At 69.7% G+C, this 11,685-nt stretch carries 12 protein-coding genes and 2 pseudogenes; 7 read left to right on the top strand and 7 right to left on the bottom strand.

The window, feature by feature from the left end; translation table 11 throughout:
- From IJH84_RS26295 to IJH84_RS26275, 5 genes and pseudogenes are all read right to left on the bottom strand, one after another.
- Nucleotides 1-377, bottom strand: a pseudogene (locus tag IJH84_RS26295) (phosphate ABC transporter, permease protein PstA); the annotation flags it as partial.
- The gene (pstC, locus tag IJH84_RS26290) at nt 374-1,282 is read right to left on the bottom strand and encodes a phosphate ABC transporter permease subunit PstC (RefSeq protein WP_295150189.1); all 909 of its coding nucleotides are present in this window, start codon (nt 1,280-1,282) and stop codon (nt 374-376) included. The gene pstC and the pseudogene IJH84_RS26295, both read right to left, overlap by 4 nt.
- A 202-nt stretch (nt 1,283-1,484) precedes the next feature.
- Nucleotides 1,485-2,600 (bottom strand): phosphate ABC transporter substrate-binding protein PstS, encoded by a 1,116-nt coding sequence (gene pstS / locus IJH84_RS26285; RefSeq protein WP_295150184.1) that lies wholly within the window; start codon nt 2,598-2,600, stop codon nt 1,485-1,487.
- Nucleotides 2,601-2,838: 238 nt separating this feature from the next.
- Nucleotides 2,839-3,744 (bottom strand): annotated as a pseudogene (gene mshD, locus IJH84_RS26280) (mycothiol synthase).
- 204 nt (nt 3,745-3,948) lie between these two features.
- Nucleotides 3,949-4,707, bottom strand: coding sequence for a response regulator transcription factor (locus IJH84_RS26275; RefSeq protein ID WP_295150181.1), 759 nt, complete (start codon nt 4,705-4,707; stop codon nt 3,949-3,951).
- Nucleotides 4,708-5,158: 451 nt separating this feature from the next.
- Here IJH84_RS26275 and IJH84_RS26270 point away from each other — a divergent pair, with 451 nt between their 5' ends.
- From IJH84_RS26270 to IJH84_RS26250, 5 genes are all read left to right on the top strand, one after another.
- Nucleotides 5,159-5,983 carry a DUF2993 domain-containing protein gene (locus IJH84_RS26270; protein ID WP_295150178.1) on the top strand — a complete coding sequence of 275 codons (825 nt, stop codon included), beginning with the start codon at nt 5,159-5,161 and terminating at the stop codon, nt 5,981-5,983.
- Entirely contained in the window at nt 5,980-6,432 is a 453-nt protein-coding gene (locus IJH84_RS26265) for a thioredoxin family protein (protein ID WP_200068825.1), read from the top strand. Before IJH84_RS26270 ends, IJH84_RS26265 begins: the two co-directional genes overlap by 4 nt.
- A 410-nt stretch (nt 6,433-6,842) precedes the next feature.
- Nucleotides 6,843-7,274, top strand: a complete 432-nt coding sequence (locus tag IJH84_RS26260) for a DUF4395 domain-containing protein (protein WP_200068824.1) — start codon at nt 6,843-6,845, stop codon at nt 7,272-7,274.
- Nucleotides 7,275-7,342: 68 nt separating this feature from the next.
- Nucleotides 7,343-8,188, top strand: a complete 846-nt coding sequence (locus IJH84_RS26255) for a sulfurtransferase (RefSeq protein WP_200068823.1) — start codon at nt 7,343-7,345, stop codon at nt 8,186-8,188.
- A gap of 1 nt (nt 8,189) precedes the next feature.
- On the top strand, nt 8,190-8,495 hold the full coding sequence (locus IJH84_RS26250; protein ID WP_200068822.1) for a DUF1416 domain-containing protein: 306 nt from the start codon (nt 8,190-8,192) through the stop codon (nt 8,493-8,495).
- A 78-nt stretch (nt 8,496-8,573) separates the two neighbouring features.
- On the opposite strand, the gene IJH84_RS26245 is transcribed toward IJH84_RS26250, so the two are convergent.
- On the bottom strand, nt 8,574-9,320 hold the full coding sequence (locus IJH84_RS26245; RefSeq protein WP_295150171.1) for a methyltransferase domain-containing protein: 747 nt from the start codon (nt 9,318-9,320) through the stop codon (nt 8,574-8,576).
- Between the two features lie 254 nt (nt 9,321-9,574).
- On the opposite strand from IJH84_RS26245, the gene IJH84_RS26240 reads away from it, so the two are divergent.
- Nucleotides 9,575-10,216 carry an FABP family protein gene (locus tag IJH84_RS26240; protein WP_200068820.1) on the top strand — a complete coding sequence of 214 codons (642 nt, stop codon included), beginning with the start codon at nt 9,575-9,577 and terminating at the stop codon, nt 10,214-10,216.
- Nucleotides 10,217-10,292: 76 nt separating this feature from the next.
- Here the strand turns inward: IJH84_RS26240 and IJH84_RS26235 are convergent, their stop codons facing one another.
- Entirely contained in the window at nt 10,293-11,138 is an 846-nt protein-coding gene (locus IJH84_RS26235; protein ID WP_295150166.1) for an aminodeoxychorismate lyase, read from the bottom strand.
- A 172-nt stretch (nt 11,139-11,310) separates the two neighbouring features.
- Here IJH84_RS26235 and IJH84_RS26230 point away from each other — a divergent pair.
- Nucleotides 11,311-11,685 (top strand): Fur family transcriptional regulator (locus tag IJH84_RS26230; RefSeq protein ID WP_295150163.1); only part of this gene is annotated, 375 nt, incomplete at its 3' end.

Raw genomic sequence — 11,685 nt, 5'->3', positions numbered from 1 at the left:
GTCGTGATCTTCGCGAACCGCGAGTCCTGGCCGTACTCGATCAGGTAGATCCCGACCAGCACGCCCAGCGGCACCGCGATGATGGCGCACACGAGCCCTTCGAGCACCGTGCCGACCAGCGCGTGGTAGATGCCGCCGTTGGTGTCGTTCGCGGTGAGCCCGTTGAACGAGTGGCTCCACCAGTCCGGCCGCAGCAGCGGTGCCGCGCCCTTCTGCACCAGCGTGAACAGGACCCACAGCAGCGGGATCACGGCGATCACGAACGCGCCGGTGAACACCACCGTCGCCAGGTTGTTCTTCAGCTTCCGCCCGAACCCGAGGTGTTGGAACGCGGGCGCGGTGGCGGGCCGTTCGACGTCAGCGGTGTCCGTTCTCATGCTTTCCCCTCGCCGCTGGCGTTCTCGATCCACCGCGCGAGCGCGTTCACCACGAACGTGAGGATGAACAGCACAAGCCCGGCCGAGATGTAGGCACCGACCTGCATGTTGTTGTTGAACTCGTTGGATCCGAGGGCGATCTTCGAGGCGAACGTGGCGCCGGCGTCGAAGATGCTGTAGTTCGGCCCGATGTTGACGCCGCTGAGGATGATCGTCAGCGCGACCGTTTCACCCAGCGCGCGACCGAGGCCGAGCATCGAGCCGCCGATGAAGCCGTTGCGGCCGAACGGCCACACCGTGGTGCGCACGACCTCCCACCGGGTGGCGCCCAGCGCCTGCGCGCCTTCGATCTGCGCGGTTGGGGTGCGCTGGAAGACCTCGCGGGTGACGCCGGTGATCGTCGGCAGGATCATCACCGCCAGCACGATCCCCGCGGTGAAGATGTTCGAACCGCTGTCCGCGGGCGCGTTGCCATCCGCGAAGATCGGCACCCAGCCGAGGTTGGTGTTCAGCCAGATCGCGATCGGCTTGAGCACCGGCGCCAGCACCGTGATGCCCCACAGGCCGTAGACCACCGACGGCACCGCGGCCAGCAGATCGACGATGTAGGCGAACGGGCGCGCCAGCGAGCGCGGCGAGTCGTGGGTCAGGAACAGGGCGATGCCGCAGGAAACGGGCATCGCCAGCACCAGCGCGACCAGCGAACTGGCCACCGTGACCCAGGCGAGGTCGGCGATGCCGAAGCTCAGGCTCTGCGGATCGCTGGTGTCCCAGACCCGGCTGAACAGGAAGTTCACCTGGTCGGCCTGCAACGAAGGCAGCGCCCGCACCAGCAGGAAGATCCCCACCGCCGCGATCAGCGCGACGATGAAGACCCCCGAACCGGTGGCCAGGGACTGGAACACGCGGTCGCCGATGCGAACGACCCTCCTGGGCGCGTCCGCGGCGGGTGCTTCGGGAGCGGTAATGGGGGCCTCCGGTCCGGAACTGGCTGCCGGCTCGCCCTCGCGGGCACCGGCTGTACCGGTGCCCGCGGAGCGTTCGTCGGTCGAGTCGGTCACTGCTGCTCGCAGCCTCTCACTTCGTCGCTCGTGCGGAGGTTCAGCGTCAGGAGATCGCGTTGACCGCGTTCGTCACCTTCTCCTTGAACTTGGTAGGCAGCGGCACGTAGCCGGCCTTCTCCAGGTCCGCGGGGTTCGCGTTGGCGGCGACGGTCAGCGCGGCCTTGACGCCCTTGGCGGTCTCCGGGTCGTACCCCTTCGAGCAGACGATCTCGTAGGTGTTCAGCACGATCGGGTAAACACCGGCGTCCTTGTTGCCGTAGATCGATTCCAGGTCCACCCGCAGGTCGTTGCCCTGGCCCTCGATCTTGGCCTCTTCGATGGCCTTGCCGACGGTGCCGGTGTTGAGGTCCACCGGACCGGAGCCGCTGTCGATCTTGGCGATGCCCAGGCCGAGGTTCTTCGGGAAGGACCACTCGATGTAGCTGATGCCGCCCGGAGTGGACTGCACCGACTGCGCGACCTGGTCGCTGCCTTCCTTGCCCTGGCCGACACCGGGGCCGGCCTTGAACTGCTTGCCCTCGCCCTGCCAGGCGCCGCCGGTGGCGGTCTTGAGGTACTTCTGGAAGTTGTCCGAGGTACCGGACTCGTCGGAGCGGTAGAACGGCACGACGTCGATGGCGGGCAGCTGCTTGCCCGGGTTGAGCGCCGCGACCGCCGGATCGATCCACTTCTTGATCTGGCCCTGGTACATCTTCGCGACGACGTCGGCGTTGAGCGTCAGGTCGCCAACGCCGGGCAGGTTGTAGGACATCGCGATCGGCCCGAAGACCATCGGGATGTTCCAGGCCGGGTTATTCTGGCAGCGCTGGGCGGCCTTGGCGACCTCGCCCTCCTCTGCGTCCAGCGGCGAGTCGGAGCCGCCGAAGTCGATTTGCCCGGAGTTAAAGGCGGAGACGCCCTTCCCGGAACCGGACTTGGTGTAGCGCAGCTCCTGGCCGGGACACTTGACGCTGTAGTCGCGCGCGAAGACGTCCATCGCGTTCTTCTGCGCAGACGAGCCCTCGGCCGAGACCGGCTTGGTGCCGCACTCCACGTTCAAACCGGCCAGCGCCGGATTGACCTCGTTCTGCGGGATGTTCTGGTCACTGCCGCAGGCGGTGAGCACGAGCGTGCCCGCCGCGAGGAAGCCGAGCGCAGCAGTGTGCCGCTTCATCTTCACTTCGTTCCTCCAGCAAAGGGAAACATCGTGGACGCGGCGCGCTGCCGCTCGTATCCGAACGCTAAGCAGCCGGAGTGGACTGCCACCGTGCACAAGGTGAACGAGAAGTGAACATGGCACGCTAAGTAAGCAGCGCCACGTACCAACGGGTGACAGGTCATTTCGCCGTGATCCTGTCGTTTGCTCCGAGTGATCTCCCGGAGCCCGGCAGGCATCGCGCTACCGGACCGGACGGCGCTCAGCGCCCGAACTGCACGTCGACATCCCACTTCTCGAACCCGAGACGCTGGTAAACCTTGACCGCCGGGACGTTGTCCGCCTCCACGTAGAGCACTACCCGCGGGCACCCGATGTCCTGCAAATAGCGCATCCCCGCTACCGTGAGCGACCGGCCGAGCCCGTTACCCTGCGTGTCCGGATCCACGCCGACGACGTAGACCTCGCCGGCTCCGTCCGGATGCACCTTGGTCCAGTGGAAGCCGAGGAGCCTTTCCTGCGCGTCCACTGCGAGCAGGAAACCGTCCGGGTCGAACCAGTCGGTGCCTTCCTTCTCCCGCAGGTCGTGCTCGCTCATCTCGCCCTGCTCGGGATGCCACCGGAACGCACGGTGATTGACGCGCACGACGTCGGCTTCATCCTGGCCGGGGCGGAATGCACGGATCGTGACGCCCTCGGGCAGTTCCGGCGCGGGCAGCTCGGCCCCGCCGACTTCCACGCCCATCCGCCACAACTCGCGCGGGCGCGCGAAGCCGAACCGCTCGGCCAGCGCCAGCGCACCGGGATGCTCGCCGTGCGACCAGATCCGCAACTTGCCGGTGTCGGCCCCGTCCGTGGGGGCGGACGGCAGGTCCGCGCGGTCGAGCAGCGCCTCGACCAGCTGCGTCCCGGCGCCTTGCCGCCGGTGTTCCGGGTGCACCGCCAGTTCGGCGACCAGCAGGCCGGCGTCCTCGTTCTCGGTGTCCAGATGCGCGTAACCGGTGAGCGTGCCGCCCGCGTCGCGCACCACGTAGTGCTCCGAGCGCACGTCCGCCTACACCGGTTCGATCTGGTGCACCACGTCCCGGTGCGCTCTCAGCCGCAGGATCACGTGCTCGCCGGCAGGCGCCACGCCGTCCGCCTGCTCAGCCGCCGCGAGCAGGTCGATCACCTCGGCCACCTCGGCCTGGTCCAGTCCGTTCCGCCACGTAAGCTGCACGGCCCTGACGTTACCCACCTCGCGCCGCGAGTTGGCACGAGCGGGATCGCGCAGCGGTCGCGGAGGATCGACGGGCGGCACGACCGCGATCGGACCCACCGCAGATCATTCCGAGCCGCCGAGCGCGCTTTCCCCGCGCGCCGGGAAACCCGTTCAGCGCTGCGAAGAAGCGACGATGGCCTCGGCTTCGGCGACCGCGGAGGTTTCGTCCCGCGTCGCCGGGCGCTGCCCAGCCTTCTGCGAACCGCGCGACGGGCGGACGAGCTTGTAGCCGACGTTGCGCACGGTGCCGATCATCGAGTCGTACTCCGCGCCGAGCTTGGCCCGCAGCCGCCGCACGTGCACGTCGACCGTGCGGGTGCCGCCGAAGAAGTCGTAGCCCCACACCTCCTGCAACAGCTGTGCTCGGGTGAACACCCGGCCCGCGTGCTGGGCCAGGTACTTCAACAGCTCGAACTCCATGTAGGTCAGCTCCAGCGCGCGCCCCTTGAGCCGGGCGGTGTAGGTGGCCTCCTCGATCACCAGGTCGCCCACCGACAGCGAATCGTCCGAGGCGGCGTTCTCGCCGGCGCGGCGGGTGGTCAGCAGCCGCAGCCGGGCGTCCACCTCGGCCGGGCCGGTGCTGGGCAGCAGCAGTTCGTCCACGCCCCACTCGGCGCTGATCGTGACCAGCCCGCCCTCGTTGACCACCGCGATCAGCGGCGCGTCCCCGGAAGCCAGCACGCGGCACAGGTCACGGGCGGCGACCAGGTCGGAGCGGGCGTCGACGAGCACTGCGTCGTGCGCGCCCGCGGACTGCATCGCGCCGGGATCCGCGGGCAGGAGGCGCACCCGGTGCGGCAGCAGCGCCAGCGCGGGCAGCACGGCATCGCCGCATCGCTCGCCGGTCAGCAGCAGAAGTTCCGAACTCATGAATGGGCCTCCCGTACCAAGGCCGGCGCCGAGAGCGCCGGCGCACGAAGGCCGCTCGGCACGCGCGAGGGGCCGGACGACCCGGCTTCGTTGCCTGTGGATGCCCAGCAGAATAACTGACGCGAGAACGAAAATCCCAGGTGAAGCTGCTCGGGTCACAAATGTGAAGCGCGCGGGAAGCCGTGTGAACGCCGCGTTTCGAGCGGCGCGATGCCCCCGCGGCGGCACGGCGCGAGCTCGATGCGGGCGCCGTGCACCGCGAGTTCTGCACAGCGGTGCGAGTCGGCAGCGCGGCCGGTGATCCGGATGTTGCCGAGCACACCTGTCGGCCCGGGCGGTGGAGGTGCGAAGGTGAGCACCGCCCGATCACGCCCCGGACCCGGCACAAGATCACCAGCACAGCGGCCTGGTCCGCCGACCCGCCTGCCCCCGACAGAACGGACCGCTCGCGGTGAAGAAGCTCGCCATCACCCTCGTCATCGTCCTCGGCCTGCTCGTGGCCGCCGACTACGGCGCGGCGTCCTTCGCCGAGTACCAGGTCTCGCAGCAGATGAAGAAGCAGTTGAAACTCGCCGAGGACCCCTCGGTGCGGGTGCACGGCTTCCCGTTCCTGACCCAGGCGGTCGCGGGCGATTACAAGGACGTCGAAGTCGCTGCGAAGGCCGTGCAGGCGGGCCAGCTCAAGGAGCTCGGGGTGGAGGCGAACCTGCACCACGCGCGGCTCCCGTTGAACGACATGCTCGCGGGCAAGGTGCACAAGATCGATGTGGACGAGCTGGTGGGCCGGATGAAGCTGAAGGCTTCCGACGTCGGGCGGATCATCGGCATCACCGACCTCACGATCAACCCGGCGCCGAAGGACGCGCTGGACGAGTCGTCCGGCGACGGCGGCAGCAGCAGCTCCGGCGACGGCCGCGGTGGTACCGGCCAGGGCGGCGCGACCGACTCCAACCGGGCCGCGGTCGCGCTCGACGGCACGATCGGCATCGCGGGCACCAACGTGCGGGTCAAGGTGATCGCGGTGCTGTCGCTGCTCAACGGCCAGCTCAAGATCGAGCCGAAGAAGCTGGACCTGGCCGACCGGTCGCTGTCGGAGATCCCGATGGGCGACGTGTTCGAGGAGTCGATCCTGCAGCAGTTCACCACCACGCTGGATCCCGGGATGCTGCCGTTCGAGGTGACCCCGACCGCGGTCCGCGTCGAGCGCGGCGCGCTGGTGATGGAGGGCAAGGCCGACAACGTGACGATCGGTCCCGGCGGAGTGAGCACCGGATGATCGGCTGGTGGGCGCTGCTGGCCGCGGTAGCGGTGACGCTGGTCATCGGGTTGGTGTGGCGAGCCCGCGAGGGCCGGGTGCGGACTGCCGGGAAGACCGCGGCGGGTGCGGGCGTTGCAGGAACCGTGCTCGATCAGCTGCCCGACGGCCTGCGCGCGCGGCTCGGGGACCTCGACGGTTCCGGGGTGACGCTGCTGCAACTGTCCACGACGTTCTGCGCGCCGTGCAGGCACACCCGCATCCTGCTGGCCGACTTGGCCGGGCGCACCGAAGGGATGCGGCACGTGGAAGTGGACCTCACCGATCATCCGGAGTGGTCCACGCCGCTGGGCGTGCACCGCACGCCCACGACGCTCGCGCTGGACTCGGACGGCCGCGAGCTGTTCCGGGTGGGCGGCGTGCCGCGCCGCGACGAGCTGGCCGCCGCGCTGCGGCCGCACCTGCCGTGAACGCCGCGAGCGCTGCGACCGCTGCGGTCCGGGTGCTGACCGTCCGGATGCTGGGAGCGGCGGCACGCCCGTGCTCGGCAGCCGATCCGCACGACCCGGAGCTGCTCCGCCAGGACTCCCGTGACCTGCCGTTTCGGCGCGGATGCGGACCAACGCAGCAGCAGCGCTCGATCTCAGCAGGTGAACGCGCTTCCCGCCGATCGGTCGGTGCGGGTATCCTCCGCCCCGTGCACGTACTGCTTACCCGAAGGCGCGCGGTGGATTTTTGCCGCGTGGGCAGCAGCCTGTGTTGGCGGCACTGACCGGGCGAGGAACGACGTAGCCGCAGGGCTCGCGTCCCCGCCGCCGGACCTGGCGGTCGCAGCAAGCGAACCGCTGGTTCACCAGCCAGCCGCCGACGGAGGAGTCCCATGCCCGCCACGCTCGACCCGCGAGGGGTCCGCTTCACGGCCGCGATCACGAGCGTGATCCTGGCGGTGGGGCTGGTCACCGGTAGCTGGCGGGTGCTGGCCGCGCAGACCGTGCTGTTCGCGCTGTGCGCGTTCATCGGCATGGGCCTGAACCCCTGGGGCGCGATGTTCCGCAGCGCGGTGGCGCCGCGGTTGCAACCGGTGCCGGAGCAGGAGCGCGAAGATCCCGCACCGGTGCGGTTCTCGCAAGGAGTCGGGTTCGCCTTCGCCTTGGTGGCCACGGTCGGATACGCCGCTGAGTGGACCGCGCTCGGCGTGACGGCCAACGTGTTCGCCCTGGTCGCGGCACTGCTCAACGCCGTGTTCGGCTTCTGCCTCGGCTGCCGGATGTACCTGGTGCTGCAGCGTTTCACGCCGATCGGCCGCGTCTGAACCTTCACCGCCGGACGACGTCCGCCGGAAAGCTTTCCAGCAACGAGACAACGAGAAGGAGTCGCTCGATGAGCCGTGCAGATGTCCTGGTCTCCACCGAGTGGGCCGAGCAGAACCTGAACACCGACAAGGTCGTGTTCGCCGAGGTGGACGAGGACACGACCGCCTACGACGGCGGCCACATCCCCGGGGCCATCAAGCTGGACTGGCGCAAGGACCTGCAGGACCACGTGCGCCGCGACTTCGTCAACCGGGCGGGCTTCGAGAAGCTGCTCTCGGCGAAGGGCATCGCCAACGACGACACGGTGATCCTCTACGGCGGAAACAACAACTGGTTCGCCGCCTACGCCTACTGGTACTTCAAGCTCTACGGCCACTCCGATGTGCGGCTGCTCGACGGCGGCCGCAAGAAGTGGGAGCTGGACGGCCGCCAGCTGGTCAAGGACGAGCCGAACCGCGCGGCCACCAGCTACAGCGCCCAGGAGCAGGACTCCTCGATCCGCGCGTACCGCGAGGAGGTCGTCGACGCCATCGGCGCCAAGAACCTGGTGGACGTGCGTTCTCCCGACGAGTTCGCGGGCAAGCTGCTCGCCCCGGCGCACCTGCCGCAGGAGTCGGCGCAGCGCGGCGGCCACATCCCGCAGGCGATCAACGTGCCGTGGAGCAAGGCCGCCAACGAGGACGGGACGTTCAAGTCCGACGATGACCTCAAGCAGGTCTACGGCGAGGCCGGCCTGGACGACGGCAAGGACACCATCGCCTACTGCCGGATCGGGGAGCGTTCCTCGCACACCTGGTTCGTGCTGCGCGAGCTGTTGGGCCACCAGAACGTGAAGAACTACGACGGGTCCTGGACCGAGTACGGCTCGCTGATCGGCGTGCCGATCGAGAACCCGAGCGAACAGGGAGCGTGACATGAGCCTGGATGGATGCGGTGCGCCGCAGCAGACTTCTACCGCGGTCGCCGAGGACACCGACCAGGTGGTGGTGACCGGAAAGGTGCGCGCGGGCTCGGCCGCGGTCGGCGGCGCGTTCGTGCGGCTGCTGGACGCCTCCGGGGAGTTCACCGCCGAGGTGGTCTCCTCGCCGGAGGGCGACTTCCGGTTCTACGCGGCGCCCGGTTCGTGGACGGTGCGCGCGCTGCACCGCGAGGGCAAGGGCCAGTCCGATGTGGCGGCCTCCGGCCCCGGGGTGCACCCGGTGGACATCGCCGTGGCCTGACGGCGTAGCCGAAGGAGCCGTACCCGCCAGGGTGCGGCTCCTTTCGCATGTCCGGGCCCGGGTCGATCGAGCGTCGCGTCAGATCACGCGGGAGCGCAGCAGGGCGAAGGCGCGCTCGTCGCGGTCGGCGCGGGCCGGTTCGGAGCCGTCCTGGCAGCCGACGGTCACGAAGTCCACGACGTCCCAGCCGGTGCGGGTGAACAACCGCCGCAGCCCCGTCTCGGAGAAGATCCAGAAGTTCGTGGCGTCATCGTTCGCCTCCGCCGGATCCAGCAGGTACGCCACCGGCTGCGCCTGCAACGGCGTGCCGTCCGGGGCCTGCCTGGCCACGCGGGTGGACAGAAAGCACAGCTCGGCGCGCGCGGCCAGCGCTTCGAGCACGTGGAACGGGTTCTTCAGGTGGTAGAGCAGCCCGAGGAAGAACACCGCGCCGTAGCGCGCTGCGGGCAGCTCGAACCGGGCGTCCAGGTCGACCTCGTGCACCTGCACCGATGACGAGAGCTCGTGGACGAGCCGCCGGGCGCCGCGCAGCCCGTTGAAGTTCGTCGGCGGGTTGTCCAGCACGTCCACCCGGCAGCCCAGCTCGTGCTCCAGGAAGAACCCGAAGTCCCCGTCGGCCGCGCCGATGTCGGCGATCCGCGCGCCGGCCAGCGAGTCGAACACCTCCCGCTGCGGCCCGGACAGCAGGGCGTCCAGGTGGAAGACGTTGGCCATCGTGTCGTACGGATACCAACCGAAGTCCTCGGGCGCGATCTCGTCCTTGCGCGCGAGCAGGTCGGTGCGGAACGCGAGCGCGCGCTCGCGCACCGTCTCGAACTCGGTCATCAGGCCCGGTTCTCCCCAGCGCTAGCGGTAGGCACGACCTCGCAAATCATGCCGGACGCCACACTCCACCGGGCGTTCGCGGTGGTTATCCTTTGGCGCGTGGAACTCATACCTTTCCTGCACTACGGCCTCGTCACGCTGCTCGGGATCGCCACGATCGCGGTCCTGTGGTTCGCCGGGTACGTGGTGTACCGGCTCTACAGCGACTGACCCGCACCCGCTCCGGCGCTGGTGGCGCGGGTAATCTGCCGGGGATGACTGCGACACCCGACCGGCCCGAGCCCGGCAGCGGCGACGCGGCCGTGCAGGCCGCCGCCGAGCGCGCCGAGAAGACCCGCCACCGCAACGTGCCGAGCTTCGACGACCTCCCCGGGGTCGGCGACACCGCGAACCTGCGGGAAGGCCCGGACCTGCACAGCGCCTGCCTGCAGCTGCTGCCGCTGGTCGGTGTGTGGCGCGGCGAGGGCGAGGCGGCGCACCCCTCGCAGGACGAGACCTACCGGTTCTTCCAGCAGGTCACCTTCGCCCACGATGGGCGTCCGTTCCTGTTCTACGAGAGCCGTTCTTGGCGGCTCGACGGCGAGGGCGGGCAGGTCGTCGGTCCCGACGTCCGCGAGGTCGGCTTCTGGCGCCCGCAGCCGGACGACGTGATCGAGCTGCTGATCGTGCACCACACCGGCGTGTCCGAGATGTTCTTCGGGCGGCCGAAGAACAAGACCACGTGGGAGCTGTCGACCGACGCGGTGATCCGCACACCGACCGGCGACGACGTCACCGCCGCGAGCAGGCTCTACGGCGTGGTCGAGGGCTCGCTGGCCTACGTCGAGGAACGCGCCACCACCGAGCACGAGCTCCAGCCGCGGCTGTCGGCGAAGCTGGAGCGCATCGTCGGCTGATCCGGACGCCTCGCCCCCGGGGTGAACGGACCGTCGGTCCGGCCGTTCACGCCCGGAGGAATGGCTTTGCGGCCGGTCAGTACTGGGACTCGTAGAGGGCGGTCAGGTCGGCGTGCAGCTGCGGGTCCGTGTTGATCGAGGTGCCGTCGAGGGTGTGCACCGGCGTGATCAGCCGGACGCTGGAGGCCATCCACAGGCCGTCCGCGTTGCGCAGCTCCTCCTGGCCGAACGGCTCGATCCGCGTTTCCCAACCGGCCTGCTCCGCGGCGCGGAACAGCGCGTCCTGCGTCGTGCCCGGCAGGATGCCCGTGCTCGGCGGCGGAGTGCGCAGCGTGCGCCCGCGAGCGAGCACGACGGTCGAGGTGGGGCCTTCGAGCACGGTGCCGTCGGTCGCGGTGAAGATCACCTCGTCGGCGTCGCGGCGGCGCGCTTCCCGGATCGCGGCCATGTTCACCGCGTAGGACAGCGTCTTCGCCGACAGCAGCAGCCACGGCGCGCGTTCCTTCAGATCCGGCGCGTACCCGCGGTCGAGCGTGATCGCGGCCAGGCCATCGGCGCGTTTGCGCAGCGTGTCCGGGCCGACGGTCATGCCGAGGGCGAACCCGTGCGGCGTCTCGTCGCCGTCCACGCCCCGGCTGCACACCAGTTTCAGCGCCATCTCGCGCTCGTCCTGCCAGGGCCAGGCGTCGATCACGGCCTGCGCCGCGCGTTCCCAGCCGGCGCGTTCCGGCGGGTCGAAGTCCAGCATGTCGGCCGAACGCCGCAGCCGGTCCAAGTGCGGGCCGAGCGCACGGGGCTTGCCGTCGACGACCAGGATCGTCTCGAAAACACCGTCGCCGCGGGTGACCGAGAGGTCGTCGGCGCGCATCAGCGGCGCCTCCGGATCGGCCAGCGTTCCGTCCAGCAGAGCCAACACGCGCATGGTGGGCAGCCTAGGAGCCCCGCACGGCGCCGCAGCAACCGGCCTCGTCACCGCTGCGCAGGACGGTCGCACCGGACGCGGCACCGGCTTTCCGGCAGGTCCGCCCGGACGGTACCCGCGAGGCATACGATCGGAACCGGCAAGCCGAACCCGTCGAGCACAGGAGCCAGCAGTGGGTGAGAAGGCATCGCTGCGCACCACACTGCACCGGCACGGCATGCGGGTGACCCCGCAGCGCCAGCTGGTGCTCGACGCGGTGCGCGAACTCGGGCACGCCACGCCGGAGCAGGTGTGCCGCAGGGTGCAGGGCACCGCCGAGACGATCAACATCACCACCGTTTACCGGGCGCTGGACGTACTGGAGGACATCGGCCTGGTGCGGCACACGCACCTCGGGCACGGTGCCCCCACGTACTCCGCGGAGGAGCACGAGCACGTGCACCTGGTGTGCCACCGCTGCGGGGAGGTCGACGAGGTGCCCAGCGAACTGCTGGCGGACCTCGCAGAGCTGCTCGACCAGCGGTGCGGGTTCGCGCTGGACGCCACG

The sequence above is a fragment of the Saccharopolyspora sp. genome (genome assembly GCF_017434145.1).
Lineage (GTDB): Bacteria > Actinomycetota > Actinomycetes > Mycobacteriales > Pseudonocardiaceae > Saccharopolyspora_C > Saccharopolyspora_C galaxeae.
Note: the sequence above shows the minus strand (reverse complement) of the source record. Positions and strands in the feature narration are given on the sequence as shown.

What these genes read in the sequence shown, in the direction of transcription:
- IJH84_RS26275 (WP_295150181.1), bottom strand. Translation starts at nt 4,707, where the DNA reads ATGAGTTCGGAACTTCTGCTGCTGACCGGCGAGCGATGCGGCGATGCC.
- IJH84_RS26265 (WP_200068825.1), top strand. Translation starts at nt 5,980, where the DNA reads ATGATCGGCTGGTGGGCGCTGCTGGCCGCGGTAGCGGTGACGCTGGTC.
- IJH84_RS26260 (WP_200068824.1), top strand. Translation starts at nt 6,843, where the DNA reads ATGCCCGCCACGCTCGACCCGCGAGGGGTCCGCTTCACGGCCGCGATC.
- IJH84_RS26255 (WP_200068823.1), top strand. Translation starts at nt 7,343, where the DNA reads ATGAGCCGTGCAGATGTCCTGGTCTCCACCGAGTGGGCCGAGCAGAAC.
- IJH84_RS26250 (WP_200068822.1), top strand. Translation starts at nt 8,190, where the DNA reads ATGAGCCTGGATGGATGCGGTGCGCCGCAGCAGACTTCTACCGCGGTC.
- IJH84_RS26245 (WP_295150171.1), bottom strand. Translation starts at nt 9,320, where the DNA reads ATGACCGAGTTCGAGACGGTGCGCGAGCGCGCGCTCGCGTTCCGCACC.
- IJH84_RS26240 (WP_200068820.1), top strand. Translation starts at nt 9,575, where the DNA reads ATGACTGCGACACCCGACCGGCCCGAGCCCGGCAGCGGCGACGCGGCC.
- IJH84_RS26235 (WP_295150166.1), bottom strand. Translation starts at nt 11,138, where the DNA reads ATGCGCGTGTTGGCTCTGCTGGACGGAACGCTGGCCGATCCGGAGGCG.